The following is a 26,174-nucleotide window of genomic DNA, read 5'->3' on the forward strand; positions in this document are numbered from 1 at the left end:
ATGCTGTCCAAGCCGACCGCGAACACCTGGTCGGAATCAAATAGCGCGAGTCTCCATCAGACCCAGGGCGCTTCACTTCTCCAAGTGCCAGCAGATGCGGAGCCGTCTGTTGTTCGAGAGCGCTCATGGTCCGTTGCAGCGGCTGAAGGGATGAGGTCAGTTGTTCCTGAAGTTGGCGCACCGTGTGGGCCAGCTCTGGGTTCAGAGTAGGTCCGCACCCCGGATGGTGGGCCAGCAGGTTGCGCAGGTAGCGAGCAGCTACCAGCGGGCCCATCTCCGTGGAAGCCATCCGGGCAGCCACACTCTCAGAATCCAGACCAGCAATGCCCAGTAGGTGATCAAGGAGGGCTTTTCCATCTCCGCGGGCGTGGCCATGGCGTGCCGCGACCGGTCCTAGTAGATCGGCCAGCCGCTGAAGGTTCACCCGACCAGCACGAGTCGCATCCGCCAGCGCGTCCGCTACCAGGGACAGGTCAATGCGATCGGCCACCATGTCCGCCAGGGTGCGCTCTGCGGTGGTGACCGGCAGTCCTGCCACCAGAGTCACCTCGTTACCGTGGAGATGGCGAATGCGGAAGTGGATGCCTGCTCGCTGCGATTGTCGACGGGTAGGGCTGCTGAACTGGTAGGGCTCCGGAAGCAGATCCCCCATCTTATGAAGCCACGCTGCGCTCACTCCGGAGACCACCACACCGGCCGATCCCTCGCTCAGCCGATCCTCAGCAGTACGAGTCGGATCAGTGGCCAGCCATCCGGCGCGTAGATCCTCGAACTCATCGGCCGGAGCCCCGGCTTCTCTATAGACCCCTTGCGTCAGTCGAATCAGATGCCCAGCTTCGGCCGCCCTTGCCAGCGCCAGTCGGGAGACACCAAGAGAAGCTGCCTGAGCCGTAGTGACCATCCCCCACTGGGATGCGGTCACCTCTCCTAGCATCCGCAGAACCTCAACCATCCTCATACTTGGATTGTATCCCAATGTTGCAACAAACCAAGTACCGTGGTGAACAGACTCAGGGAATTCTCTGCATGCGCCCTCCCCAGCACTGGATCGGGACTAGGGCATGTCTGACAATTGCTTGGACCACGCGAGCACAGCATTCAGGACCACAGCGGACCGGTAGACGATCGCGTACTTGTCATACCGGGTCGCCAGGCCCCGCCACTGCTTCAGGTGCGCGTACTGGCGCTCGATCACGTTCCGCCCCTGGTAGGCGTCCGCGTCGAGGCCCACGGGCCGCCCGCCGCGGGCACCGCGGCGTCTGCGATGGCCCTGCTGATCCGCCGGCTCGGGGATCACGGCCTTGATCCGGCGGGCACGCAGATGGGCGCGGATCGCCCGGGAGGAGTAGGCCTTATCCCCCAGCACCGCCTCGGGGCGGGCCCGGGGCCGTCCCACTGGCCGGGTCACGCGCAGCTGCTCCAGAAGAGGAAGCAGCATCGGGGAGTCCCCTGCCTGGCCGGGGGTGATCAGGCTGACCAGCGGCAGCCCGGTCCCATCGACGAGCTGATGGATCTTCGTGCTCAGCCCGCCACGGGAGCGCCCGATGCCGTGATCGGCCGGCTCCTCACGCGGATTCTTGTAGTTCGATCCAGCCCCCTGTGAGGCGGGTGATGTTCGTCGCGTGCTGATGCGCGCGGGCGATCGTGGAGTCCACCGAGACCGACCAATCGATCAGGCCTTCGGCGTCAGCGGCGGCGGTCAGCGTGGCCAGCACCGTGTCCCAGGTGCCTTCTTCGGCCAAGCGCCGATGCCAGGTCCACACGGTCTGCCAGGGCCCGTAGACCTCGGGCAGATCCCTCCAAGCGATTCCGCACCTGTATCGGTAGATGATCGCCTCCACCATGGTGCGGGCGTCGGCGAACGGCCTGCCGGCGCGGCCGGTCCGGGTCGGGAGCATCGGGGCGATCAACTCCCATTGGGTGTCGGAGAGCATCTGGAACCGGGACATGTCCCCAGGGTCTCAGCTGACTCGTGCATCTATTCTCAGACACGCCCTAGATACCACCGTCGACTTCTTCCCGGCTGCCGAAGAGACGTTTGCAGTCGTAGCCGCGGCGAGGACGCTCGTGCACTTGCCCGACAACGCTAACGGGAACCATCCAGCGCGCTTTGCTTCAGACTCTGGAACTCCGCCTCGGAGATAGTTCCGCTGTCGAGTAGCTGCTTGGCTTGCGCGATCTCAGACGCAGGTCCCCCAGCAACAGTCCGGATGTAGTCGTCCGCCGCTGCTTTGGCCTCTCGTGCCTGTCGCTCGGCTCGATCGCCCATCCCACGACCGCGGAAGATCAGGTAAACGAGCGCCGTGAGGAACGGAAGAAAGATGAGGAAAAGCAGCCAGATCGCCTTGTAGACGCCGCTGAGTTCGCGGTCCCGGAAGAGATCACTGATGATTGAGAACAGTGCGATGAGGTAGGCGACGAACACAAAGATGGTGAAGAACCACCAGATCGCATCCCAGATCGTGCTCCAGAAGTCCATGTTCCTGACCTCACCTTCCGGCCCGGTTGGGGGCCAAGCCTAGAGTTTCGTGTGAACCCAGGGTAGCAAGCGGCAAGCGGCCCCTGCCTACCTCAGCCAGAGCTGGGCGCGCCGCAAAAGTGCTAACGAAAGTGCTAAGCAACCTGCAGGTCGAGGTATCGCGGTGGAGTCATCCACAGGGCACATGCCGTAGATCGTTGATTTCATGCGGCAGAACGCCCTTCCAAGATTCGCGGCGCGAGGGGGTCGAGGTCAGTTCAAGTCCCCCCTCGCGCACCGCGGGCCGTTTGCAAGACGGCCAGGGAACGGTTTGTACGTTCCACAGGGGAAGCCCCCGGGAGACTCGGACGAGTCTCCCGGGGGCTTCTTCACGCACAGGATTGGCCTCCCGGGCGACGCCGCGGGCGTCCCGAGGGCCTGGCGGACTCGTCTGGGCATGGAAAGACCCCCGCGGGCCTGCGCCTGGGAAGGCTCCCGCGGGGGTCTGGATGTGTCCACGTGGTCCCGTGGGGGCGGCTCTAGGTTAGGCGCCCTCCCGCCTCTCAGGTGGCAAGCCCCCTGGTGATGTGTACGCGGGCCCGTACTCGTCGGCGCGGGTGAACCCGGCCGTGCGCTCATGGCGGCGGGCGCGCTTGACCGGGGCCGTGGCGAAAGACCAAAGCGTGTCGCCCCAGTCGTTAGAACGACGCCCGGCCTACTCTCGGAAGGTCGCCACCATCGACACCTACTGGCACACACGCGAAGGCATCCACCCTTATGTCCAGCCTCTCTGACCTCCTCGGCCAGGTCCGCGCCACGAACCCAGACCTCGCGGCCAACCTCGAACGCGAGATCAAGAACCGCACCCGGCGTCAGCGCCAGTTCGGACTCGTGTTCGAGGGGCACCGCCCCGAGGCCGTGGAACTGCCCTCTCGGCCCGTCCGCAAGGGGGACAAGGTCCGCATACTCCCGCCCCGCGGGGAGACCAAGAAAGGTGACCAGACCCTCTGGCACGTCGACCACATCGACCGCACTACCGGCACCGCCCGCCTGACCGCCGTCGACGGCGAGCAGGAGGCCCAGGCGGCCATTTCCGATCTCGTCGTCGTCGCTGAGTTCCGCGATCACATGTACCCCGGCCTCGTCGAGACCGGCCGAGTCGAGAACGGCGGTGGCAAGCCCTTCCATACGGTCATCAACGCCGAGAACTTCCACGCTCTCGAGATGCTCACTTACACCCACCATCACAAGGTGGACTGCTGTCGCGCGTCAGACTTAGGGCATGTCTGACAATCGTTTTGACCATGCGAGCACAGCATTCAGGACCACAGCGGCCCTGTAGATGATCGCGTACTTGTCATACCGCGTCGCCAGACCCCGCCACTGCTTCAGGTGAGCGTACTGACGCTCGATGACGTTGCGGCCCTTGTAGGCGTCCGCGTCGAGGCTGACGGGGCGCCCGCCGCGGGCACCGCGCCGTCTGCGGTGGCCCTGCTGGTCGGCCGGCTCGGGGATGACCGCTTTGATCCCACGGGCACGTAGGTGGGTACGGATCGCCCGGGAGGAGTACGCCTTATCGCCCAGCACGGCCTCGGGGCGGGTCCGGGGCCGCCCTACTGGCCGGGTCACGCGCAGCTGCTCCAGAAGAGGAAGCAGCATCGGGGAGTCCCCTGCCTGGCCGGGGGTGATCAGGCTGACCAGCGGCAGCCCGGTCCCATCGACGAGCTGATGGATCTTCGTGCTCAGCCCGCCACGGGAGCGCCCGATGCCGTGATCGGCCGGCTCCTCACGCGGATTCTTGTAGTTCGATCCATCGGGACTGGTGCACGTGTAGGTGACAGGCATCTTCACGCCGGGTCTGCGGGCGTGTGGTCCATGATCAACTCGTACTCGACCGGCGTCAATCGGCCCAGGCGCACCTGCCGGCGGCGCCGGTGGTAGGTCCGCTCGATCCAGGTGATGATCCCGGCCCGCAGCTCGTCCCGGGTGTCCCATTGCCCTCGGTCCAGCACGTTCTTCTGCAGCAGCGCGAAGAAGGACTCCATAGCCGCGTTGTCCCCGGCAGCACCGACCTGACCCATGGACCCGATCAGCCCGTGGGTGGTGAGGGCGTCCTGGAATAGGGCCGAGCGGAACTGGGCGGGTTCAACCGGTCGTTGCAACACCGTGCGTTGAGAGCGAGCGTAGCTGCTCGGTGAAGACCTCCGCGGGAGTCTTCCAGTCCAGGACCTTCCTGGGCCTGCTGTTCAGCGTGTACGCGACTGCTGCGAGGTCCTCGGCCGACCATCTCGACAGGTCCGTGCCCTTGGGGAAGTACTGCCGCAGCACCCCGTTCGTGTTCTCGTTCGTCGGCCGCTGCCATGGTGAGTGGGGGTCAGCGAAGAACACCTTCGTGCCCGTGGCCATCGTGAACTGGACATGCCCGGCCAGCTCCTTGCCCCGATCCCACGTCAAGCTCTGACGCAGCTGCTCCGGCACCGTCGCCATCGCCTTGATCAGGGCCGCGGTCATCGCCTCAGCCCCGTACCCACCCAGCGACGGCCCGTTCTTCACCGGCGGCCGCTCACCCCATCCCTGCAGGCGGGGCAAGTGGACCAGGATCGTGGCCCGGCTCTTGCGCTCGGCCAGGGTCCCGATCGCTGAACGCTCGGTCCCGATGATCAGGTCCCCTTCCCAGTGCCCGGGCACAGCACGATCAGCGGCCTCGGGTGGGCGCTTGCTGAACACCACGTCCTCGGTGACGTGGCCCTGGGGCTTGTTCCGGGTACGTGCCCGCGGCTCGCGCAGAGCCCGCCCGGTACGCAGACACGCGACGAGGTCACGCGTGAGCGCCCCACGCCCCTGGATGAACAGGGACTGATAGATCGCTTCGTGAGAGATCCGCATGGACTCATCATCCGGGAACTCCAGGCGCAGCCGGTGGCTGATCTGCTCAGGGCTCCACGCCGTGGACCACCGCCGGTCCGCCCGGCGCGGTTTCATCTTCCGCCCCTTGAAACCGGGCCCGACCGGTCCCGGCACGGCCACGCCATCGGGGCCCAGGACCACCCCGTTCAGGCGTGCCTGGACGTAGTCGTGCAGTCGCTGGTTCGTGGCCAGCTTCGCCGGCTTGGGCCGCCTGGCAGCTTCCTGGGCCTTCCACTGCGCCACCGTGGCCCGGTACTCCTGCTTCCCGGAACGAGTGGCGCAGTTACGGCGCAGCTCACGGCTGATCGTGCCCGGGTCACGTCCCAGCGTGCGTGCGATCTGACGGACCCCCTGGCCCTGGGCATGGAGGATCGCGAGCTCCTCACGCTCAACGAAGGACAGGTACCGGCCGGTGGGCTCGGCCAGGGGTAGTGGGGTCATCCCGCCAGCGTGACGGAACCAGCGCGCCCCGACGGGCCAGGACACGCCCACACTCAGGGACGCCTCGACCGTGGTGACACCGGTGGCGATCACACGCCAGAACTGGCGTTGGACCTCCCGTGAGGGCTGCGGCCTGCCAGGAGAGCGCATGGGGGCCCGCAAGGCCCGATCCGCTCTCCACTGACGCCGTGTCCCCTCGGGCGCGTCACTGATCTTCCTTGCCCAGTCCTTGCTGGCCATCGCCCATGCCTCCAGTGATTCTGGGGGTGTTGCGACGACCGATTGAATCCACCCTGGACTCCTTTATCGCTGTGATGCCGTAGCCCGGCCACGTCTTGGCCTGCACGCTGACGCGTCCAGAACGCCATCTCGAGGGCATCCAGGGCCAGGTCCGTGCGCAGCGACTTCGACAGCTGCCAGCCCAGCACCCGTCGGGAGAACACGTCGATGATGAACGCGGCGTACACCCATCCGCTGAAAGTGCGGCAGTAGGTGATGTCAGCGACCCACAGCTGGTTCGGAGCCGCCGCGGTGAAGTCGCGCTGGACCAGGTCCTGACGCTCATCCGGGCCGCGGCCTGGGACCGTGGTCCTCGGGCCCTTCGCGCGGCTGATCCCGCGCAGGCCTGCGGCTCGCATGAGCCGCTCCACCGTGCACCTGGCCACCTGCAGGCCCTCCCGCCGCAGTTGCGCGTGGACCTTTCGGGCCCCGTAGACCCCGTAGTTGGCCTCATGCACCCGCCGGATCTCAACGAGCACCTGCTCATCGCGCAGGCTGCGCGCTGAAGGAGGGCGCGTCTTGGCCGCGTAGTACGTGCTCGGTGCGATCTGTGTGCCTGCTGCGGAGAGCGTGGTGCAGATCGGCTCGACACCGAACTCGTGTTTGTGTTCGTCGATGTAGTCCACGATCAGCGCTGTGGGCGTCTCGAGCATCCGCCGCGAAGAAAGCCGACGCCGAGCGCAGGATCGCGTTCGCCCGCCGTAGTTCACGGTTCTCCTTCTCCAGCTCGGCCACCCGGGCGGCCTCGCTGGTCGTGATTCCGGGGCGGTGGCCGTGGTCGATCTCGGCTTGGCGGACCCAGTTGCGCAGCGTCTCGGGATTGATCCCGAGCTGTTCTCCTACGCGGCGGAATGCTCCGGTCCTCGTGGCGGGGTCTTGACGGGCTTCCAGCGTCATCCGCGTGGCGCGTTCGCGGAGCTCGTCGGGGTACTTCCGTGGTGCTGGCATGCTCTGCATCCTTCCGTTGGATCAGAGCCTCCACCAGACCCGGGGCGATTCAATTCGTGGTGCCGCTACGTCCCGCCGGTCCTCTACGAGACCGGCAACACCGCTACGCTGCCGACGGCTGCGTAATCACACCCCGTGTCCAAGATCCGGGGGTAGGGCCCTTGCGCGGTGCCGTCTACTACACCGACGGTCAGCTCGAGGACGACGCCCGCCTCGTGATCGCGCTGGCCCGCACCGCCGCGGCGCACGGCGCGGACGTCCTCACCCGGTGCGCCGCGACCGACCTGCGTGAGGACCGACTCACCCTCACGGACGAGACGACGGGCGAGAGCGTCGAGGCTCGGGGCACGGTCGTCTCGGCGACCGGCGTGTGGGCCGGTGAACACGACCCGTCGTTGCGGATCTCGCCGAGCCGCGGATCCCACCTGGTCGTGCGGGCCGAGGCGCTCGGGTGTCCCAGCGCCGTGTTCACCGCGCCGGTGCCGGGTCACTTCGGCCGGTTCGTGTTCGCTCTGCCACAGAGCGACGGCCTCGTGCTCGTCGGCCTCACCGACGACGCCGCTCCCGGGGTCGACGGCATCGCTCCGCCGGTGCCGGAATCCGACGAGGACTTCCTCCTCGCCACGATCAACCGCGCGCTGGAGCGCCCCCTGACCAGGCAGGACGTGGTGGGCCGGTTCGCCGGGCTGCGGCCGTTGGTGCTGCCGACTCCGTCGGGCGGGTCGACGGGAGGGACGAAGAGGCGGATCGGGAGGCACGGGTTCGGGGAGAGGCGCGAGCACGGCGCGTCGGGGAATCTGTCGGAGGGCGCGGAGCGCGCACTCGTCGAGGCGGGCGCGACCGCCGACGTGTCCCGACGGCACCTGCTCATCGACGAACCTGGCCGGCCCCTGACGATCGCCGGGGGCAAGCTCACGACCTATCGCACGATGGCCGAGGACGCCGTGGACGCCGCCTGCCGTCGTCTCGGGACGGACCGGGAGTGCCGGACGAGGACGCTCCCGCTCGTGGGCGCGGCGCCGCGGGAGGTGCTGGCCCGTCTCGAGGAACCGACCCGTCTCGTGCGCCGTTACGGCACCGAGGCCGGTCGTGTCGCGGAGTTGGGCCGTCGGTACCCCCGGTTCGCGGGCCCCGTCGCCGAGGGCGTCGCCTACACCGGTGCGGAGATGCTCTTCGGCGTGCTGGCGGAGGGCGCCCTCACGGTGGAGGACCTCGTCGAACGCCGCACCCGCACCTCCTTCGTCGAGTCCGCCGTCCCCGCCGCGCGCGAGGTCGCCGCCCAGGTCCTGGAACTCGCGACCACCTGACCCCCGCCCCCCGGATGACGTCATCGGGAAAGGGGGAGAGGAGGAAGGGGCAGGGGGGCCATCGACACGGCTGAGCGCGTCGAGCGCGTGCTCGCCCTCGTGAGGTCCGAGGGCGCGGACGGCCCCAGAGCCACGGCGTTCCGACTCGAGAGGCCCCCTCCCGGGTTGGGAGAGGGCCTCTCGTTCATCGCCGATGCGGACGACCGGGCGAGCGCCGGTCTCGATCCGCCGGCCTGGTCAGCTCTCCCAGCCCGCGTCGGCGATCCAGCGCAGGGCGGAGAGGGAGGGCATGAACATGTACTCCCCGCCGCGGAGGCGGTTGAACGTCGTCACGCCGTCGACCCGCTTGCGCACGGGGCGGTCGGGGATGGTGAACCGGCCGGGCTCCTCATGGAGTCCGACGACGGGGTCGCGTTCGGTGCCGAGGTCGATGAAGTTGCCGCGGTTGATCCACTCCTGCTGGAGGAACTCCACCGTGTCGAAGGCGCGGGCGCTGATGAAGATGAAGAACAGACCGCGGTCGTCGTCCTTGTCGTCGGCGGCCGTGAGGTCGGGGTCCCATTCGGGGCCGAACGTCGAGGAGCGGCGGATGATCCGGTGGATGTTCTCGTCCGTGAGGATCGTCAGCTCGCTGCCGCGCGGGTTCATGCGGCGCACGTGCGCCGAGTGGGGGCACATGAGGCCCGCCCGGTCCTCGGAGTAGTCGAAGTCGTCGTTGCGCTGGTCGTCCATGCCCAGCTCGACGTCGTCCTGGTCGGGGGCCAGGACGAGCGGCGCGCCCGAGCGCCACCGGCCGACGAGCTTCGCGCCGAGGGCGTCGCGGGACTCCTGCGTGTCCTCCTCCGCGTGCTCGCGGAGGAAGTCGTTCCAGGCGCCGACACGGCTGTCGTACTTGCGGAGCACGACGAACGAGCCGTTACGACCCAGCACGTCCGGCGAGGGCATGGCGACGGGCGAACCCGTCTCGCTGTCCTCCCCGAGGATGAACTCGCCCGCCGCGATGGCCCGCTCCTGCCCCGGGAGGGCGTCGACGCCGGCGCCCGCGACGAGCGGCTGGCTGAGCGAGTCGTGGTAGCCGAACGGGTTGGCCGCATCCGGCGCCCCGAACGCGTGCGTGCCGAGCAGGGTGACCCCGTCGATCTCCTCCAGGTACCCCAGAGCCTTCTCCACGGCGTCCGCCAGGGACTCCTCCGAGTCGGCGTAGATCGTCACCGCGACGTGCAGGGAGTCGTCCTTGTAGAACTCCTCCCACGTCTCCGGGGCGTTCTCGCCCGTGTCCATGAGCTGGCCCGCGCGGGCCGCCATGCCCTGCCGGAACGGCAGCGGGAAACTCGCGAGGGACTCCTCCGGCAGGCCCATCGCCTTGAGGCCGGCGTGGCTGATCGCCACCCCCGTCCACGCGTGCATGTCCGCGGTCCAGTCCTGCGCCGAGGGGACGTACTCGACGAGCCGCCCCAGCAGGGCACGACCCCCCTCGGGGGTGTCGACCCGCAACCCCGCGTGGATCCCGACGTAGGGCTCGGGCCGCGACCGCAGGATGAGGGACTGGATGTCGTCGAGCTGCAGCGTGACGCTCTCCCGACGGAGCCGCTTGCGCAGCTCCCTGAGGTGCTCGAACGGCATCAGTAGTCCACCCCCTGCGGCGTCGCCACCGCGTCCGACAGCGCCGACAGGGCCTCCCGGGTCGTCGCGTCCATCGCGGTGTTCGCCGCCATCGCGTCGAAGAACGTGTCCAGGGCCTGCTCCATGCGCTGGTACCGGCGCACGTCCACGACCGTCACCTGCGGGTTCGCGACGAACCACGCGGCGGCGTCGATCTGGTGGTCGGCGATGAAGTCCTTGACCTTCGGGGAGTCGATCCCCGGCCAGCCCTCGACGTTGGCGAACAACAGGTCCATGAGCTCGGGGATCTTCGTCGCGAAGTCGTCGATGTAGGTGTCCCAGTCGCCGTCGTAGGCCGTGGCGAACAGCACACGCGTGTCGTCGTCGAGGAACACGAACCGCATGTTGTGCAGCGTCGAGACGCGCTTGGCGCCGTCGAAGTCGCCGCCGGTGAGGCCGAAGATGCGGCGCAGCCGGTCGGCGCCGCCGGGCCTGAGGTCGGCGATGGCGGTCAGCTCGGACACGTTGCCGGAGCGGGCACCGGCCCGGCCGGCCGACTCGTACGTGCCCTCGTGGAGCGGGTTCTTGTCGGTGAGCAGGGATTTGATCGCGATCTGGGAGATCGTCGGCGCGTCGGCCGCGACCTCCTTGACCACGCGGCGGAACTCCTCCATGCGGCTCTCCTCCGAGAGGCGCGGGTCGATGCGGGTCTGTTCGGACGTCAGCTTCTCGTTCATGGGGTCCTCCAAGGGGGTGAGGGGTCAGGCGGTGAGGTCGGCGAGGGAGTCCGGCTCCCGGCGGGCCACGGCGTTGAGGTCGTGCCGCTGCCGCGAGGACGACTCGTAGGCGAGCTTGCGGACGCGCATGATCGAGCCGAGCGGCCGGTGCGCCTCGACGCCGTTCCACGGGTTGAACGCGAGCCGGTCGTCACCGGCGACGCGACGTTCGGGGGTGAACACGTCCTGCCGGTCGAACCGGACGGTCGCGACGGTGCGGAACGGGGAACGGTCCTCGCGCCACAGCACCGCGGCGTCCTCGACCGGCATCTCCTCGAGGTCGGTGCACAGCTGCACCCGCAGCTCGTACGTCGCGCCCTTGGTCATGAAGTGGCGGACGACCGCGGTACGCATCGCGTCGAAGTCGTCGCCGACGTCGACGCCGGTGAGCTCGGCGACCTCCCCGGTCGGCGCGAGGGACATCTTGGCGACGTGGTCGCCGTAACGGATCGCGGCCTGGGTGTAGAAGGTCTCACCGAGTATGTGGGAGTAGTCGTTCGCGAGGCCCTGGACGGTCGCGCCGGGGGTGCGACCGAGTTTCTCGGTGATCGAGGCGATGCCCCGGGCGGCGGCGGAGACCGCCTTCTGCGCGGCGGCCGGGTTGCTCGCGTTCTTCTCGAGGATGTCGAGCATGTCCTCGTACTTGGTCACGGTGCCGAACGCGAGCGTCGGGAAGTTCACCATGAGGAAGTCCTGGTTGGCGCCACCGAGGTCGGGGGACAGGCGCTCGCCCTCCACGCCGATGATCTTGAGCGCGAAACCCCGCGGGGCAGGGATCTCGTCGGAGTGGATGTCGCCGGGTGCCGACGAGAGGCGGGCGACGACCTCGTGGGTGCCGGGGGTGGCGAAGATGCCCTGCGCGAGCTCGTGCGGCAGGTCGTCGTGGACGGTGAGTTGCCCGGTGATGATCGCGTGGCTCTTGGCGTGCGCGTCGCGGTGGGCGTGGCGGTGACGGTCGGCGTTCTCCGCCTGGGTGGCGGCCATTCGTTCGACGATTCGCTGGGAGATCTCGGCCTCGTTCTCGACGGGGACCTCGACGTCATCGTGGTAGCGGATGGGGTTCATCGGTATGCCTCCTCGACATCGTGACAACAATATTATACTGGACTCAATTTGGCTCTTCGACTTTGAGCGTGGTGCTGGGTGTTCACGCCGCGATCGGTCGGGGCGCATAGCCAATGATGCGGCATCTGTAGTTTCGGTGGTTGCGGTACCCGCGCCCGACCCTCTTGATCGTCTTGGCGGTCAGGTTCGCCGCCTCGGTGCGAGCGTTCGTGACCCTGGTTCGGCAGAAGGTGAGCAGCTCACGACGCCAGGCGCGCAGCGTGCGGAACAGCGCGGCCGGCTCGGGCAGGCGGGTGGCTCGCACGGCACGCTCGAGGCCGGCCCAGTGCCGCTGGAACGAAGACGTGTCGGTGGCGGTGAGGACCTGGCGGACGTGTTCCTTGATGCCCCACGCCACAGCCAGCTCGACGTCCTCGGCCAGGATCTCCTGCAGCTTGGTGCGCTGGCGGACGGTGAGCCGGTCGCCGGCGCAGGTGAGCAGCTTGCGGTACTTCCACGGGGTGTCGGTAGCGCGGCCGCGGCGCTCGTGCAGCTCCCACACCCGGCGCCTCCTCACCTTGGTGATCATCTCGTTGGCCAGGCGCACGACGTGCCAGTGGTCCACGCTGACCTTCGCCCGCGGTAGTGCCTTGCGGATCGCGGCGCGGAACTCACTGGACATGTCCAGGGCGACGACCTGCACGCGTCAGCGCCACCACCGCGGCCGCGCTGCGAGCCAGGAGGTGACGACCTTGCCGCGGCGCCCGTCGACGACGTCCAGGATCGCGCCGTCGTCGAGGTCGGTGAACACGATGGACCACGGCTCGACCCGCTTCACCGCGTGGGTGTCCGGGTCGCGCAGGTAGCGCACGGTGCGGAACCGGTGCTCATCGATCCCCAGGTGCCGCACGTGCCGGCGGTCCACGCCGGTGTCCAGGTCCAGGGTGGTGGTGAGCATCCGCATCACCGTGGGCCAGGACAGGTGCGCCTCGTGCGCGACCCGGGACACCGCCCGCGGCTCGGCCCGGCAGGCGGATATCACCTGCTCGGTCAGCCGGGTCGTGACCCTCGCCCGCGCGGGCAGCTGCTCGGTCTCCTCGGTGAACGACCGCCGCGGGCACAACGACTCACGGCAGGCGTAGCGGCGCTTGCGCACGAGCACGTCGAGCCGCTCACCCCCGCACGGCACGTCCTTCACGCGCTGGGTAGGTCTTGCCTGGATCCGCGAGGACAGCACCCCGCAGGAGGGGCAGGCGCCCTCGCTCGTGGTCGTCTCGATCAGCACCTGCCGCGGTTGCTCAACGCCGACGCCAGGGGTGGCCGAGACGACTCGGTAACCGGACAGGTTGAACAGGATCGACGCCGCATCGACGTCGAACGTAGGCTTGTGCACGCTCGCGGTCCTCGCTCATGAGATGTCTAGACAACACCCATGCTGGCGTAGGGCCGCGAGCCCTACGTCAGGGCCCCACCACGCTCAAAGTCGAAGAGCCACAATGCGCGGACTGCACAAAAATGCCCTACAGTCGAGACGTCGGCGGTTCACCATTACCCCTACCCGTGAAGCTTATTAGCAGGGGTCCGCCCCTCCCCTTGGGTCACTCAAGGCAACGTCGTTGCTCCGCGAGCGAGGGAGGTGTACAGGGTCTGTCGGCTGACCCCGAACGTGCGCGCCACCTCGGCCTTCGGGATCCCCATCTGAATCATCACGCGCGCCTGCTCCACATCCGTGTCCGAGAGCTTCGGTGCCTGCACGTACTTGCCGCGGGCCTTAGCCAGGGCGATGCCTTCGGCCTGGCGCTCCTTGATCCTTCGACGCTCGAACTCAGCGAACGCCGCCAGGATGCCCAGCATGAGCCCGTCCACCGGGGAGGTGCCGGACTTGTCCACGGTGATCCGCTCGGACACGAACTGCACCGCACACCCCTTGTCCGTGAGCTCATCCACGATCGCGTACAGGTCCCGGGTGTCCCTCCCGAGCCGGTCCATCGAGGCGACCTTCACCAGGTCCCCCTCCCGCACGTACCGCATCAGCTCCGCCAACCCGGCGCGCTTGGCGCGGGAGCTGCCGGAGATCTTGTCCTGAAAGATGCGGTCACACTCCCCCACCGCCTCAAGTTGGCGGTCCAGGTTCTGCTCGGCCGAGCTCACCCGCACGTACCCCACCGTCTGTCCAACCACGTTTTAGACCCTCCGTCAGATATGTCTAACGGGTCCAAAATAGACCCACTCTGACGTGATCCTCTCGTGGCGGCGGGGGGTGTGTAAAGGGGTATCCAAGGGTTAACCTCCACCCTGGCCCTGGAGCTGGGACGGTTCAACATCAATGTCAACGCCGTCGCGCCCGGCTACATCGCCACCTCCATGACCGCCGCTACGGCCGATCGCCTAGGCTCCACCTTCGAAGAGCATCAGCACGCCGCGGCCGCGCGCACTCCGCTCAAACGGGTAGGTCAGCCGGAAGAGGTGGCTTCCGTAATCGCCTTCCTGGCCAGTGAGGATGCCTCATACGTCTCCGGCCAAACCCTCTACATCAATGGCGGCGCCCGGTGACAACCCAAGCAACAAGACCGTCAACCCCGGCGGCGAACACGGGCGTACCGATCACTGTGACGCTACCGGTACGGTGGTCCGACCAGGACATCAACCACCATGTCAACAACGCCCGAGTCGTGACCCTAATCGAGGAAGCACGGATCACGGCAATCATGCGTTGGCTGGGAGAAGAAGGTACGCCGGACCCGGCTAGACCGCGCGTCGTGGTGTCTCTGAGCCTGGATTATCTGCGTCCTATTAGCCACGGCCCGGAACTCACCGCTCAGGTCTGGGTGACGAAGGTAGGCCACTCCTCCTACACCGTGGCATACGAACTGATCCAGAACGGACACGTCGCGGCACGCGCTCGGACTGTGCTCGTGCAGATAGACCCAGCTACGGGGCGCCCCGTTCCTCTCTCGCCCACCATACGAACCGCGCTTAAAAACATTGCCGTCCGGGAGGCTGCAGAGGTCACATGTGCATGACCACGACACGGCGAAGGTACTCGAGCAGCAGCGGGACATAGACAGCCCGGCTCAAGACCTCCCCCGCCGAGGGCTCTCTGATGTATGCCATCAGGACTTCGCTGTTCTTCCTACCCGTACTCGCTCTGGCCGCGATGAGCCCGCTCGTGGCTTTGCGGGCCACCCATTGGGAAGAACCTGCGCTTCTCCTACCTCCTTGATGCTCCACCCCGCCATGGGTCCTGGGACCCGCCGACGAAAGGACCGACCATGACCACCACTTCCAGCGCTCCCTCGACCGCGTCACCGGAGGCCGTTCCCGCCGGCGCCGCGACCTCGGACTACTTCCGGCTCGACGACGACCTGACCCCCGAGGAGATCGCCGTGCGGGACCGGGTGCGCGCCTTCGCCGAGCAGCAGGTGCTGCCGATCATTAACGCGTACTGGGAGAAGGCGGAGTTTCCCTGGGAGCTGCTGCCCGGGCTGGCCGAGCTGGGCATCATCGGCACCACCATCCAGGGCCACGGCTGCCCGGGGATGAGCCGGAAAGCCGCCGGCATGGTCGCCCGCGAGATGGCGCGGGTGGACGGCAGCATCAACACGTTCCTGGGCGTGCACGGCAACCTGTGCATGGGTGCGCTGAACATGCTCGGGTCAGAGGAGCAGAAGGACCGCTGGCTGCCGGCCATGGCCCGGCTGGAGAAGACCGGGGCGTTCGCCCTCACCGAGCCCGAGCACGGCTCCGACTCGGTGGCCCTGGAGACCACCGCCCGCCGGGACGGGGACTCCTGGGTGATCGACGGGCACAAGCGCTGGATCGGCAACGGGCACGCGGCCGACGTGGTCGTGCTGTTCGCGCGCAGCACCGAGGACGGGAAGGTCAACGCCTTCGTCGTCCAGAAGACCGCCGTCGGCGAGCACCCGGCCGGCTACCGGCCCGAGGTCATCACCGGCAAGGTGGGCAAGCGGGCGATCCAGCAGGCCGACATCGTGCTGGAAGGCCTGCGGGTGCCTGCGGCCAACCGGCTGGAGCACTGCCGGTCCTTCAAGGACGTCTCTCCCGGGTGCTGCAGGCCACCCGCGGCGGGGCCGCCTGGGAGGCCGTGGGGCACGCGATGGCCGCCTTCGAGATCGCCGCCGACTACGCCGCCCGCCGCAAGCAGTTCGGCCACGCGATCGGCAGCTACCAGCTCGTGCAGTCCCGGCTGGCGAACATGCTCAGCGAGCTCACCGCCATGCAGCTGCTGTGCGACCGGATGGCCGAGCTCGCCGACCGGGGGCAGCTGTCCAACGCGCAGGCCTCGATGGTGAAGATGGCCACGGCGCAGAAGGGCAAGTGGATCTGCAACGAAGCCCGCGATCTCCTGGCGGGCAACGGCCTGCTGCTGGAGAACCACATCATCCGGCACATGACGGACATGGAGGTCGTCTCCACCTACGAGGGCACCGACTTCATCCAGGCGCTGCTCGTGGGCCGGGACATCACCGGGATCTCAGCGTTCAGCTGAGCCCCTACAACAACCTGGCCACATAAAGGATTGGAACAGACATGACGGAAGCATTCTTGGCCGGCGGAGCGCGCACCCCGGTGGGCCGCTACGGCGGCGCCCTGAGCTCTGTGCGCCCGGACGACCTCGCCGCCCTCGTCGTCGGCCGCGTCGTGACCGACGCCGGGATCGACCCGCACGACGTCGACGAGGTGATCCTGGGCAACGCCAACGGCGCCGGCGAGGAGAACCGCAACGTGGCCCGCATGGCCTGGCTGCTGGCCGGCTTCCCGGACACCGTCCCCGGCATCACCGTCAACCGGCTCTGCGCCTCGGGCCTGTCCGCGATCATCATGGCCTCCCACATGATCAAGGCCGGCGCCGCCGACATCGTCGTCGCCGGCGGCGTGGAGTCCATGTCCCGCGCCCCCTGGGTGATGGAGAAGCCGGCCAAGGCGTTCGCGAAGCCCGGCGACGTCTTCGACACCTCCATCGGCTGGCGCTTCACCAACCCCGAGTTCAAGAAGCAGGACAAGATGACCTACTCGATGCCGGAGACGGCCGAGGAGGTCGCGATCGTCGACGGGATCTCGCGCGAGGACGCCGACGCCTTCGCCGTGGCCTCCCACGAGAAGGCGATCGCCGCGATCGACGCCGGGCGCTTCGCCCCCGAGATCGTCCCGGTGACCGTCACGGGCCGCAAGGGTGCGACGACCGTCGTCGACACGGACGAGGGCCCCCGCCCGGGCACCACGATGGACGCCCTCGCGAAGCTGCGCCCCGTGGTGGACCACGGGACGGTCGTCACCGCCGGCAACGCCTCCTCCCTCAACGACGGCGCCTCGGCGATCGTCGTGGTCTCCGAGCGCGCGGCCGAGAAGTACGGGCTGGCCGCCCGGGCCCGGATCGTCGACGGCGCCTCCGCCGGCGTGGCCCCGGAGATCATGGGCATCGGCCCCGTCCCCGCCACCCAGAAGGTGCTCCAGCGCACCGGATGGGGCATCGGCGACCTCGGGGCGGTCGAGCTCAACGAGGCCTTCGCATCCCAGTCCCTGGCCTGCATCCGCCGCCTCGGCCTCGACGCCGGCACCGTCAACAACGACGGCGGGGCGATCGCGCTCGGCCACCCGCTGGGCTCCTCCGGCTCCCGGCTCGTGGTGACGCTGCTGGGCCGGATGGAGCGCGAGGGCGCCGACCGCGGCCTGGCCACCATGTGCGTGGGCGTGGGCCAGGGCACCGCGATGCTCGTGGAGAAGCTCTGATGGTCGGGCCCAGCGAGATCCTCGGCGCGGAGTTCACCGCCCTGCGGCTCGAGGAGCGCGAGGACCGCCTGCACGTGGTCCTGGACCGCCCCGACGTGCGCAACGCCATCGACGCGACCATGGTCGAGGAGCTGCACACCGTGTGCGGCCACCTCGAGCGGCACCCGAAGATCCTGATCCTCTCCGGCACCGAGGTGAACGGCCGGGGGATCTTCGCCTCCGGCGCCGACATCGCCCAGCTGCGGGAACGCCGCCGCGACGACGCCCTGGCCGGGATCAACTCCCGGATCTTCGACCGCATCCACAGGCTGCCCATGCCGGTGATCGCCGCGATCGACGGCTACGCCCTGGGCGGCGGCGCGGAGCTGGCCTACGCCGCGGACTTCCGCATCGCCACCCCGCACCTCACGATCGGCCAGCCGGAGACGAACCTGGGCATCATCGCCGCCGCCGGCGGGCTGTGGCGGCTCAAGGAGCTGGTCGGCGAGGCGGTCGCCCTGGACATCCTGCTCGCCGGCCGGCTCCTCGGCGCGGACGAGGCCCTGGCCCTGCACCTCGTCACCGAGCTGCACGAGCCCGCGAAGCTCGTCGGCGCCGCGCACGCGCTCGCCGACCGGATCAGCGCCCAGGACCCCCTGGCCGTGCGGATCTCCAAGCGGGTCTTCGCGGCACCCCCGTCCGCCCACCCGCACATCGACGAGCTGGCCCAGGCCGTGCTCTTCGAGTCGGAGGCGAAGTTCGACCGCATGCAGGCCTTCCTGGACCGCAAGAAGAAATGACGATGCAGCGCAGCAGAAGCAGGAGCAGCAACCGATGACCGAGAAGCACGCACTGGCCGTCCCCGCCGCCGTCGGCGTCCTGGGCGGAGGCCGCATGGGCGCAGGCATCGCCCACGCCTTCCTGCTCGCCGGGGCGCAGGTGACCGTCGTGGAGCGGGACGGGCAGGCCGCCGAGGCCGCCCGCGAGCGGATCGAGCGGGACCTCGCCAAGTCCCTGGAGCGCGGGAACGTGGACGGCAACCTGGACCAGTGGACCGAGAACCTCACGGTCTCCCTCGACCACGCCGACCTCGCGCCGTGCGAGCTCGTCGTCGAGGCCGTCCCCGAGGCGTGGGACCTGAAGGTCTCGGCCCTGCAGGAGGTCGAGCGCCACCTCGCCGAGACCGCGTGGCTGGCCACCAACACCTCCTCGCTGTCCGTGGACGGGCTGGCCGAGCAGCTGGGACGCCCCGAGCGGTTCTGCGGGCTGCACTTCTTCAACCCCGTGCCGGCCTCGAAGCTCGTGGAGGTCGTGAACTCGAAGCACACCGGCGAGGAGCTCAGGCGGCTCTCGGTGCAGTGGGTCGAGGGCCTCGGCAAGACCCCGGTGGTCGTCAACGACGCCCCCGGCTTCGCCTCGTCGCGGCTGGGCGTGGCGATCGCCCTCGAGGCCATCCGGATGGTCGAGGAGGGCGTGGCCTCTCCCGCCGACATCGACAACGCCATGGTCCTGGGCTACAGGTTCCCGGTCGGCCCCCTGGCCCTGACGGACATCGTGGGCCTGGACGTGCGCCTGGGCATCGCCGAGTACCTCGAGTCGCAGCTCGGCCCGCGCTTCGCTCCCCCGCAGCTGATGCGGGACATGGTGGCCCGCGGCGAGCTCGGCCGCAAGACCGGCCGGGGCTTCTTCGCCTACGACCAGTAGCACTTCCTCTCCTTCCGCCGAGCTCGCCGCCTCCACCCGGGGCCACAGCACCGTTGCTCCAGGCAGAAGTGGTGAGTTGACCGGCGTCCTTTCCCTGAATGTGCTGATCATGGGCTGACCGGACCTGTTAAAAAACTGGTCTCATAACTCGATCGTCTGGTGCAGTCGGCGGATGTTGATGAGCGTGACCGCAAGCAACAGCAACGGGAGCAAGGTCGCCTCGGTGCGGTCGTAGCGGATGCCGAGTCGCTTGAAGCGCAGGACCCAAGAGATGGTGCGCTCTACGACCCAGCGGTGTCGGCTGAGGCGGTTCTTGTCCTCGATCCCACGTCGGGCGATGCGGACCATGATCCCTCGGCGGTGCAGGTAACGCCGGCACCTGGAGTAGTCGTAGCCCTTGACGCGTGCAGCTTCTCCGGGCGGCACCGTGGCCGACCCGGACGCCCCGTCGGTCACCCACGGATGGGTTGGTCTCCAACATCGGCTCGAAGAGCCGGCTGTCGTGGATGTTCGCTGCGGATGCCAGCACGTGCAGAGGCAGCCCGTTGCGGTCGGTGAGCAGGTGGTACTTCGTTCCAGGTTTCCCGCGGTCCGTGGGGTTGGAGCCGGTCAGCTCGCCCCCCTTTTGGCCCGCACGGCCACCGAGTCGATGCTGCCCCTGGACCAGTCCAGGGTCTGTTCCTCGGAGAGCTCACCGAGCACCCGCTGGTGCAGCGTCTCCCACACACCGGCATCCGGTGTGGAGCACGAACAGGATCCCCTCCAGGGCCGCCCGGTCAACGACCATCCGCTGGTGCTTCCTCGTGGCCATGCAGGCATGGTCAGCCACTCGAAGGGAAACGGGCAACAACCGATCAGGTTTTGAGGCCAGGAGTTAATGTCCGACAACCGGGCCATATGTAAAGCGGAAGGGAGCTGAAGCGCGATCAGATTTCATCTGATCGCGCTTCAAGCCTGGTTTATGGCAATCACTCCGTGTCGGCGTTCTAGTAGACGGTTCCCATGGCCTTCCTGACCTCGTCTAGCGTGTTGTTGGCGATCTCGTTGGCGCGGTCGTTCCCTCGCTTCAATACCCGTAGGGCGACCTCGGGGTCCTGGGCTAGCTGTTGCCGTCGTTGCCGGTGGCCGGCGAGGAACTCGTTGACCGCCTCGGTGGTCACCTGTTTGAGGCGTCCGCTGCCGGCGTCACCGATCTGCTCGGCTAGCGCCTGCGGGGTGGTGTCCAAGCACAGGGCGGCCGTTGAAAGGAGGGCTGAGACCCCGGGGCGGGTGTCCGGGGCGAAGGTGATCCGACGCTCGGAGTCCGTGACGGTGCGGCGGATCACCGCTGCGGTCTCATCGGCGGTCATCGACAGGGCGATGGCGTTGCCGTAGCTCTTGGACATCTTCCGCCCGTCCAGCCCCGGCACTTCCGGGGTGGCGGTGAGCAGGGCCTCGGGAACGGGGAAGGCGTGCCCGTAGCGGTCGTTGAAGCGGCGGGCGATGACGCGGGTGATCTCCACATGGGGCAGGTTGTCCTTGCCCACCGGCACCAAATTGCCCTTGCAGAAGAGGATGTCCGCGGCCTGGTGCACCGGATAGGTCAACAGCAGCCCGCTCAGCGCCCGGCCGGAGGCGGCTGCTTCGGCCTTGACGGTGGGGTTGCGGTGCAGCTCGGCCTCGGTGACCAGGCTCAGGAACGGCAGAAGCAGCTGGTTCAGCGCCGGCACGGCAGAGTGGGCGAAGATCGTCGTCCGCTGCGGGTCCAGGCCCGCGGCCAGGTAGTCCAGCACCGCGCTGTGCACGTTCTCCTGCACGCGGGCGGTGGTGTCACGGTCGGTGATTACCTGGTAGTCAGCCAACACCAAGAAGATCTCCACCCCCGCCTGTTGCAGACGGAGGCGTTCGACGATGCTGCCGAAGTAATGGCCCAGGTGCAAGGCCCCAGTCGGGCGTTCCCCGGTGAGGACCCGGAATGCCTCCGGGGTCCGGCCGATGGCCCGGGTCAGTTCGGCCGAGCGCTGCTCGGCGGCGGCGAATGACTCCATGTGCGTACTCCTCGAAGGTCGGAAGCTGCACACAAGACCGCCGAAGTGGCACGGGCTGCTGTGCAACCCGTGAACATGCGTCAACCGGCTGCTATCGCAGCCACCACCACGCCAGACGGTTGAGCATCATGGCCCCCACTCTACCCACCCGGCAGCAGCCCCAGACTCTCCGCCGAGCCCACCCCGCACGGCCAGGGCACTCCCGGTACGGGCCAGAACTGCGCTGTCCTGGATAACATGGCCGACATGCACGCTCCCCCGCCGTCTCCGCCTCCTGAAGTGCTTGAAGCGTTCGGGCTCACCGACAGAGTCCACCCTGTGCCCGGCGGACAGGGGCGAGCTTTTCGGGTCGGTGCAGTGGTGCTCAAACCGACGGAAGACCCGATCGAGGCACAGTGGGCGTCCGCGCTCATGGACGGTCTTGCCCAGGAGCCTGGCTTCGATGTGCCAGCGCCGTTGCGCGCCGGCACCGGCGCCTATGTCGCTCACGGATGGACGGCTACCGGACTGGTTGAAGGAACAACAGGGCCACAGGGCCGGTGGGAGCCACTGATCATCGCCGCCCGGGCGTTCCACAGAGCCCTGGCCCAAATGCCGCGTCCCGATTTCCTCGCCCGCCGCTCGAACCCCTGGGCGGTGGCCGACCGTGTCGCCTGGGCAGAGCAAACCATCGACGTCGCCCCCGAAGCGCGCACGGTCTACAACGGGCTTCTCGGCCTACGGCGCCCGGTAGAGATGCCGTCCCAGCTGATTCATGGGGATCTGACCGGCAACGCGCTCTTCGCCGAGAACCACGACCCAGTGATTATCGACTTCTCCCCCTACTGGCGCCCGACAGCCTACGCCGAGGCCATCGTCGCCGCCGACGGTCTCCTCTACTACCCCGGCGACGTCCCCGCCGCCGTCATTGGCCGCCCCGAAGAACAGTGGATTCAAATGATGGTCCGCGTCCTGATCTTCCGACTCGTCGCATCCGCAGAGCTCGTCGGCATCGGTGGGCGGATCCCGGACGATGAACTCCAACGCTTCACCCGAGCGACAGCCACGGTAGAACGCCTGGCCGGCACCGCAACCACCCACCAGTAGAGGCAACCATCGGAGCGACCCGGTATTCGGCCACGCACGGACGCTGAGTACGACCCCGACGCGTTGGCGTCCCGGTCAGGACATGCCCCTCAGGGCCTCGCGCAATACGGTGATCCACTCTTCGGAGGCGTCCAGATGAGCATCATGGGTCCCACGGGGCAGATCGATCCGCCAAGTTCCCGGGCGGGCAGCGATGAGCGCGTCCTTCCGTGCGGGGGTGAACATCGAGTCCGCGGCGAAGACCACCGTGGTCGGGGCCGTCACCGCCTTCCACTCCTCCCAGCGCGGAACGTGCACGGCCTCGAGGACGGCTTGCATGACCGCCGCGTCGAACCGAGGACGAAACCCGTCGCCAGTGTGTTGAAGATCCGCCACCCAGGCCCGGGCCAAGGCACTGTCACCGAGAAATTCGGTGGCATCGGCCATTGATCCGAAGGGCGTGGGCCACGAGCGGAAGAATGCACCCAAAGCCCCTGCCTCCTCCAGGTCCCCGCCGTGCACGTCGGCTTCCAGCAGCACCAGACCGGCCACCCGCTGAGGGTGTGCAGCGGCGGTGAGCAACGCAGTGTGCGCTCCCATGGACTGACCCACCAGCACCACGGGATGACTCGAGGCGACCACATCGATCACCGCTGCGACGTCGTCGACGAAAGCCTGCCGGCCCATGTCCGACGGCACGCGGGTGCTGTGTCCGTGCCCACGCTGATCCACCAGCACACACCGGTACTCGGGCCACAGCGCTTCGGCCGAGGGAATGAACTCCTGCGCGCTGCCGGCCAGCCCGTGCAGGAACACCACCACCGGGGCGTTGCCGCCGGTGTCCAGATAACTGATCCGCGTCCCCGACTGTCCCACCGTCTCCCGCGAGAACTTCATAGCCTTGATCCTCCATCAGGAACCGGTGCAAGACAGGGCATGGCCATGGGCTCAGGTCAGGCTCATGCCTCCGTCGGTGGTGATGACCTGACCGGCGACCCACACTCCCTGGTCGGTGGCCAGCCACCCGATCAGCCGCGCGGGATCTCTCGGGTGCCCCCAGCGGCCGAAGGGGGTGGCCTGTCGCCATGCCTCGATCTCTTCCAGGGAGCGGTCGGTGGTTCCGGGGTCGAGGTAGCCGGTGTTGACCGGGCCGGGGTTGATGGTGTTCAACACGATTCCGAGCTCGAGCAGTTCCGCGGCCACCGTGGGTGTTACCTCTGCCAGAGCGGCCTTGCTGGTGGCGTAGGCGACCTCACCGCGCATCGGCCCCTCGCCCTGGCCCGAGGTCATCCAGAACACCCGGCCGGCCGTCCGTTCATCGACCGGCCCGGCCCTTTCGATGCGGTCGCCGGGCCGCGCTGAGGCGGATCGAGCAGTCGTGGCGGCGTGGCGGTGGGCGAAGTGCCGGGTCAGCAGCAGGGTGGAGCGGGTGTTGGTGTCCCAGAAGGCGTCCAGGGTCTCGGCGGTCATGTCCAGGATGGACCCGTCGCCGCCGCTGCGGGCGTGGTTGCAGACGAGGATGTCCAGGCGCCCGGTCAGGGCGTGGGCCTGCTCGACGAGGTTTTCAGCGGTGTCCGGGTCCCTCAAGTCCGCGGAGACGTCGCCGGCGAGGGCACCATCGTGCAGAGCGGCCCGGATGCCGGCGCGTACCGCATCGAGGTCGTCATCGCCCCAGGGCTGGTCCGCGTCATGGGGGCTGTAGTGGTGGAAGAACACACTGGCCCCCAGGGAGGCGAGCTCAACGGCCACCGCGTAACCGATGCCGCGGCGGCGGGAAACCCCGGTGACCAGAGCGGTTCTGCCCCGCAGCGGGCGTGTGGAAGAAGCGTGAGCCATGGTGGTGCTCCTGACGTACTCGAGGATTCGTCGTTCACAGGGCAGGCGCTCACACCGTCTTCATGGTGGGGAACCTATCAGTGACCACCGCTGCGGGCGGTGCGTCACCCAGGTGAGTGTCAACCGGTGGCCAGCACCCGGTCACGATCGCGGCGGTACATCGCGGCGTGCTCGGCGAAGTCGTCCCGGCCGGTCTCGGCGGCTCGTGCGTCGGTGAACGCCGCGAGCTCTTCCAGCCGTGCCGCCACCGCGGCCAGCAGCTCCGCGGGCTCGTAGGGCATCTCGTAGGAGTCGATCAGCAACTGTAAGCGGCCCGCACGGTCGGGTGTGGGCGGGCCGCCGTCGTGCGCGTCATCGGTCAGCGGCACCAACCGGTAGGCCAAGTAGGCCAGGTCCCAGATTCGCGGGCCCGGGGAGGCGGTGTCGAAGTCGATCACCCCGCGCAGCTGGCCGTTGCGGAACACCAGATTGTACGGAGCGAAGTCGTTGTGACAGATCACCTCAACCGGGTGGTGGGTGGGCAGCTGCCAGACCAGGTCCTCCCCCACCAGCGCGGTGGACGCGTCGTGGATCCGGCGCATCAGCTGCGCTGCCGCCACCAGGACCGTATCCGCCCACACCCACTCGGACAACGGATAACCGGGCACCACCCCGACGATGTAGGACAGGACCTCCCGACCGTCCTCGTCCACCCCGCGAGACTCCGGAACCTCGGTGACCCCTTCCGCCCGCAACCGGACCAGTAACTGGTGCACCGCCGTGGTCCAGGGCCCGACAGTGCGACGGACAGTGTCGTCGACCCGCACGACGGTGGTGGAGTTGCCGCCGGTCAACATCTCCTCTTCCATGGCACGACCCTATCCGGAGGGCCTCAGCCGAGCCGGCGACCCAACTCCCGGGTGACGTGGGTAACCGCATTGGTGTACATGTTCCGCTCCTGTTCGGTCAGGTCGGGGCGGCCAGCCAGGAGGCTGCGGTGGTGCAGGGACGTGAGGAACCGTTCGTAGATCTCCCAGGCGTCACGGCGGACCAGCACCTCGTCGACGGTGCCCGTGGCCGCCCGGTGCTCGCTGGCCGCCAGGTAGGCCTCGACCAGGTCCCGGGTCTGGGCCCGGGTCATGGGCAGGTGCCACGGGTCCACGGTGATCTGCCCGCCGAGATAGGCGAGGTCCTGGGCGGGGTCCCCGATCTCCGACCACTCCCAATCGATGTAGCGCACCCCGGTGTCCCCGTCGACGAGGATGTTGGGCAGCAACAGATCCCCGTGGATCACAGCGAAGGACTCCAACCGGTCAAAGGTCTTCTGTGCGCCGCGCAGATACGCCCCCACTTCCCGCGCCAGTCGTGTCACGTCGGGCTCGGCCAGCACGGCCGGGTGGTTGTCCGCCCACCAGTCCAGCCCGGCAGTGAACTGTCCGTCGATGTCCACCTTCGCCCGGCGCTCTCCCGTCTCGGCGGTGAGGTCTCCGCAGCGCTCGAAGCGCTGGGCATGCAGGCGAGCCATCTGCTGGACGTGGGCCCGGATCAGGGCCGGGGTCCACTCCCCCGGTGGGAGGACACGGCCGGGCACGAAGGTGACCACCATGTACGGGGCGCCCAACGGGTTGTCCGCCGACTCCTCGAGCACCAGCGCCTGCGGTCCGATACCGGCCAGGACCAGGCCGAGTCCGTGGAACTCCTCCCGCATCGGCCGCGGCAGCTCCTCCACCGGACGCCGGGCGATCCGCACCACCACCCGTTGCCCGCCGGCCTCCAGCAACCACGCCGCGAAGCTCTCCCCCTGCCCCAGCAGACGCACCTCGTCACCGTCTCCGGGTGACGAGCCCAGGCCGACCGCGGCCGGGGCCTGACCGGCCAGACGAGTCAGTCGATCAGCCATGGACGGATGCTCAGGACGGGAGAGACTCATAAGCACAGTCTGCCCGCCACCTCGCCTGGCCGGAGAACCGCTGTTACAGCTCTGCGGCATTGAGGAACCCCAAGCGGGCCCGGATGCGCCCGTGCGGTGCGCCCGCATCCAGGCCGGGTTGTCATGCCCGTTTACCCCGTG

23 protein-coding genes and 6 pseudogenes are annotated in these 26,174 nt (G+C 68.3%); 10 read left to right on the forward strand and 19 right to left on the reverse strand.

Annotation, left to right across the window (positions count from 1 at the left end):
- The 3 genes from A5728_RS14025 to A5728_RS03765 form a co-directional block, all read right to left on the reverse strand.
- Positions 1-922 (reverse strand): type IV toxin-antitoxin system AbiEi family antitoxin domain-containing protein (locus tag A5728_RS14025; RefSeq protein WP_197493078.1); only part of this gene is annotated, 922 nt, incomplete at its 3' end.
- A 132-nt stretch (positions 923-1,054) separates the two neighbouring features.
- A protein-coding gene (locus A5728_RS13410; RefSeq protein WP_156523372.1) for an IS5 family transposase occupies positions 1,055-1,949 on the reverse strand; the annotation gives its coding sequence in 2 pieces (ribosomal slippage) (positions 1,055-1,597 and positions 1,599-1,949; 894 coding nt in all).
- 137 nt (positions 1,950-2,086) lie between these two features.
- Positions 2,087-2,479 carry an SHOCT domain-containing protein gene (locus A5728_RS03765; RefSeq protein ID WP_064845782.1) on the reverse strand — a complete coding sequence of 131 codons (393 nt, stop codon included), beginning with the start codon at positions 2,477-2,479 and terminating at the stop codon, positions 2,087-2,089.
- 756 nt (positions 2,480-3,235) lie between these two features.
- On the opposite strand from A5728_RS03765, the gene A5728_RS14700 reads away from it, so the two are divergent.
- On the forward strand, positions 3,236-3,748 hold the full coding sequence (locus A5728_RS14700; RefSeq protein ID WP_064845783.1) for a hypothetical protein: 513 nt from the start codon (positions 3,236-3,238) through the stop codon (positions 3,746-3,748).
- Here the strand turns inward: A5728_RS14700 and A5728_RS03775 are convergent.
- The 5 genes and pseudogenes from A5728_RS03775 to A5728_RS15055 form a co-directional block, all read right to left on the reverse strand.
- Positions 3,734-4,270 (reverse strand): annotated as a pseudogene (locus A5728_RS03775) (IS5 family transposase); the annotation flags it as partial. The gene A5728_RS14700 and the pseudogene A5728_RS03775 sit on opposite strands and share 15 nt — an antisense overlap.
- Positions 4,271-4,305: 35 nt before the next feature.
- Positions 4,306-4,599 (reverse strand): annotated as a pseudogene (locus tag A5728_RS03780) (IS3 family transposase); the annotation flags it as partial.
- Between the two features lie 4 nt (positions 4,600-4,603).
- Entirely contained in the window at positions 4,604-5,806 is a 1,203-nt protein-coding gene (locus A5728_RS03785; RefSeq protein ID WP_156523373.1) for an IS30 family transposase, read from the reverse strand.
- 89 nt (positions 5,807-5,895) lie between these two features.
- A complete protein-coding gene (locus A5728_RS03790) occupies positions 5,896-6,738 on the reverse strand; it encodes an IS3 family transposase (protein WP_082943215.1) in 843 nt (280 codons plus the stop codon).
- A gap of 46 nt (positions 6,739-6,784) precedes the next feature.
- Positions 6,785-7,042: pseudogene (locus A5728_RS15055) on the reverse strand (transposase); the annotation flags it as partial.
- On the opposite strand from A5728_RS15055, the gene A5728_RS03795 reads away from it, so the two are divergent.
- Positions 6,937-8,340 (forward strand): FAD-dependent oxidoreductase, encoded by a 1,404-nt coding sequence (locus tag A5728_RS03795; protein ID WP_082943216.1) that lies wholly within the window; start codon positions 6,937-6,939, stop codon positions 8,338-8,340. The pseudogene A5728_RS15055 and the gene A5728_RS03795 overlap by 106 nt on opposite strands.
- A gap of 237 nt (positions 8,341-8,577) precedes the next feature.
- Here A5728_RS03795 and A5728_RS03800 read toward each other — a convergent pair whose 3' ends face one another.
- The 5 genes and pseudogenes from A5728_RS03800 to A5728_RS03820 all read right to left on the reverse strand — a co-directional run bounded on the left by A5728_RS03800 (position 8,578) and on the right by A5728_RS03820 (position 13,943).
- Positions 8,578-9,963 carry a hypothetical protein gene (locus A5728_RS03800; protein WP_064845786.1) on the reverse strand — a complete coding sequence of 462 codons (1,386 nt, stop codon included), beginning with the start codon at positions 9,961-9,963 and terminating at the stop codon, positions 8,578-8,580.
- Positions 9,963-10,616 carry a hypothetical protein gene (locus tag A5728_RS03805; RefSeq protein WP_369795603.1) on the reverse strand — a complete coding sequence of 218 codons (654 nt, stop codon included), beginning with the start codon at positions 10,614-10,616 and terminating at the stop codon, positions 9,963-9,965. The genes A5728_RS03800 and A5728_RS03805 overlap by 1 nt, the downstream gene beginning before the upstream one ends.
- Before the next feature lie 87 nt (positions 10,617-10,703).
- Positions 10,704-11,783: a catalase family protein gene (locus tag A5728_RS03810; protein ID WP_064845788.1), complete on the reverse strand. Its 1,080-nt coding sequence runs from the start codon at positions 11,781-11,783 to the stop codon at positions 10,704-10,706.
- 82 nt (positions 11,784-11,865) lie between these two features.
- A pseudogene (locus tag A5728_RS03815) lies at positions 11,866-13,155 on the reverse strand (ISL3 family transposase).
- A 209-nt stretch (positions 13,156-13,364) separates the two neighbouring features.
- Complete coding sequence (locus tag A5728_RS03820) at positions 13,365-13,943, reverse strand: recombinase family protein (RefSeq protein ID WP_064845789.1); 579 nt, start codon at positions 13,941-13,943, stop codon at positions 13,365-13,367.
- A gap of 93 nt (positions 13,944-14,036) precedes the next feature.
- Between A5728_RS03820 and A5728_RS13420 the strand changes: the two genes are divergently transcribed.
- The 7 genes and pseudogenes from A5728_RS13420 (at position 14,037) to A5728_RS03840 (ending at position 19,196) form a co-directional block, all read left to right on the forward strand.
- Entirely contained in the window at positions 14,037-14,315 is a 279-nt protein-coding gene (locus tag A5728_RS13420) for an SDR family oxidoreductase (protein WP_197493086.1), read from the forward strand.
- Between the two features lie 56 nt (positions 14,316-14,371).
- Complete coding sequence (locus tag A5728_RS13425; protein WP_231885496.1) at positions 14,372-14,785, forward strand: thioesterase family protein; 414 nt, start codon at positions 14,372-14,374, stop codon at positions 14,783-14,785.
- A 249-nt stretch (positions 14,786-15,034) separates the two neighbouring features.
- A pseudogene (locus A5728_RS15060) lies at positions 15,035-15,703 on the forward strand (acyl-CoA dehydrogenase family protein); the annotation flags it as partial.
- Positions 15,704-15,879: 176 nt separating this feature from the next.
- Positions 15,880-16,272, forward strand: a complete 393-nt coding sequence (locus tag A5728_RS15065; protein WP_369795602.1) for an acyl-CoA dehydrogenase family protein — start codon at positions 15,880-15,882, stop codon at positions 16,270-16,272.
- A 41-nt stretch (positions 16,273-16,313) separates the two neighbouring features.
- Positions 16,314-17,513 carry an acetyl-CoA C-acyltransferase gene (locus A5728_RS03830; RefSeq protein ID WP_064845790.1) on the forward strand — a complete coding sequence of 400 codons (1,200 nt, stop codon included), beginning with the start codon at positions 16,314-16,316 and terminating at the stop codon, positions 17,511-17,513.
- Positions 17,513-18,292 (forward strand): enoyl-CoA hydratase/isomerase family protein, encoded by a 780-nt coding sequence (locus A5728_RS03835; protein ID WP_064845791.1) that lies wholly within the window; start codon positions 17,513-17,515, stop codon positions 18,290-18,292. The genes A5728_RS03830 and A5728_RS03835 overlap by 1 nt, the downstream gene beginning before the upstream one ends.
- A gap of 34 nt (positions 18,293-18,326) precedes the next feature.
- Positions 18,327-19,196 carry a 3-hydroxyacyl-CoA dehydrogenase family protein gene (locus A5728_RS03840; protein ID WP_064845792.1) on the forward strand — a complete coding sequence of 290 codons (870 nt, stop codon included), beginning with the start codon at positions 18,327-18,329 and terminating at the stop codon, positions 19,194-19,196.
- Positions 19,197-19,337: 141 nt separating this feature from the next.
- On the opposite strand, the pseudogene A5728_RS14705 reads toward A5728_RS03840, so the two are convergent.
- Together A5728_RS14705 and trpS are read right to left on the reverse strand one after the other, a co-directional pair.
- Positions 19,338-19,931, reverse strand: a pseudogene (locus A5728_RS14705) (IS5 family transposase); the annotation flags it as partial.
- A 251-nt stretch (positions 19,932-20,182) separates the two neighbouring features.
- Positions 20,183-21,223 carry a tryptophan--tRNA ligase gene (trpS, locus tag A5728_RS03850; RefSeq protein WP_035961066.1) on the reverse strand — a complete coding sequence of 347 codons (1,041 nt, stop codon included), beginning with the start codon at positions 21,221-21,223 and terminating at the stop codon, positions 20,183-20,185.
- A 357-nt stretch (positions 21,224-21,580) separates the two neighbouring features.
- Between trpS and A5728_RS03855 the strand changes: the two genes are divergently transcribed.
- Positions 21,581-22,309, forward strand: coding sequence for a phosphotransferase (locus A5728_RS03855; protein ID WP_082943217.1), 729 nt, complete (start codon positions 21,581-21,583; stop codon positions 22,307-22,309).
- Between the two features lie 75 nt (positions 22,310-22,384).
- Here the strand turns inward: A5728_RS03855 and A5728_RS03860 are convergent, their stop codons facing one another.
- The 4 genes from A5728_RS03860 to A5728_RS03875 all read right to left on the reverse strand — a co-directional run bounded on the left by A5728_RS03860 (position 22,385) and on the right by A5728_RS03875 (position 26,003).
- Positions 22,385-23,185, reverse strand: a complete 801-nt coding sequence (locus A5728_RS03860; RefSeq protein WP_064845793.1) for an alpha/beta fold hydrolase — start codon at positions 23,183-23,185, stop codon at positions 22,385-22,387.
- 51 nt (positions 23,186-23,236) lie between these two features.
- On the reverse strand, positions 23,237-24,124 hold the full coding sequence (locus tag A5728_RS03865) for an SDR family oxidoreductase (RefSeq protein ID WP_064845794.1): 888 nt from the start codon (positions 24,122-24,124) through the stop codon (positions 23,237-23,239).
- Positions 24,125-24,243: 119 nt separating this feature from the next.
- Positions 24,244-24,972 (reverse strand): phosphotransferase, encoded by a 729-nt coding sequence (locus A5728_RS03870; RefSeq protein ID WP_035964316.1) that lies wholly within the window; start codon positions 24,970-24,972, stop codon positions 24,244-24,246.
- A gap of 23 nt (positions 24,973-24,995) precedes the next feature.
- Positions 24,996-26,003, reverse strand: coding sequence for a phosphotransferase family protein (locus A5728_RS03875; RefSeq protein WP_064845795.1), 1,008 nt, complete (start codon positions 26,001-26,003; stop codon positions 24,996-24,998).
- Positions 26,004-26,174 lie beyond the last annotated feature (171 nt).

Source organism: Kocuria sp. ICS0012 (assembly GCF_001665945.1).
Classification (GTDB): Bacteria; Actinomycetota; Actinomycetes; order Actinomycetales; family Micrococcaceae; genus Kocuria; species Kocuria marina.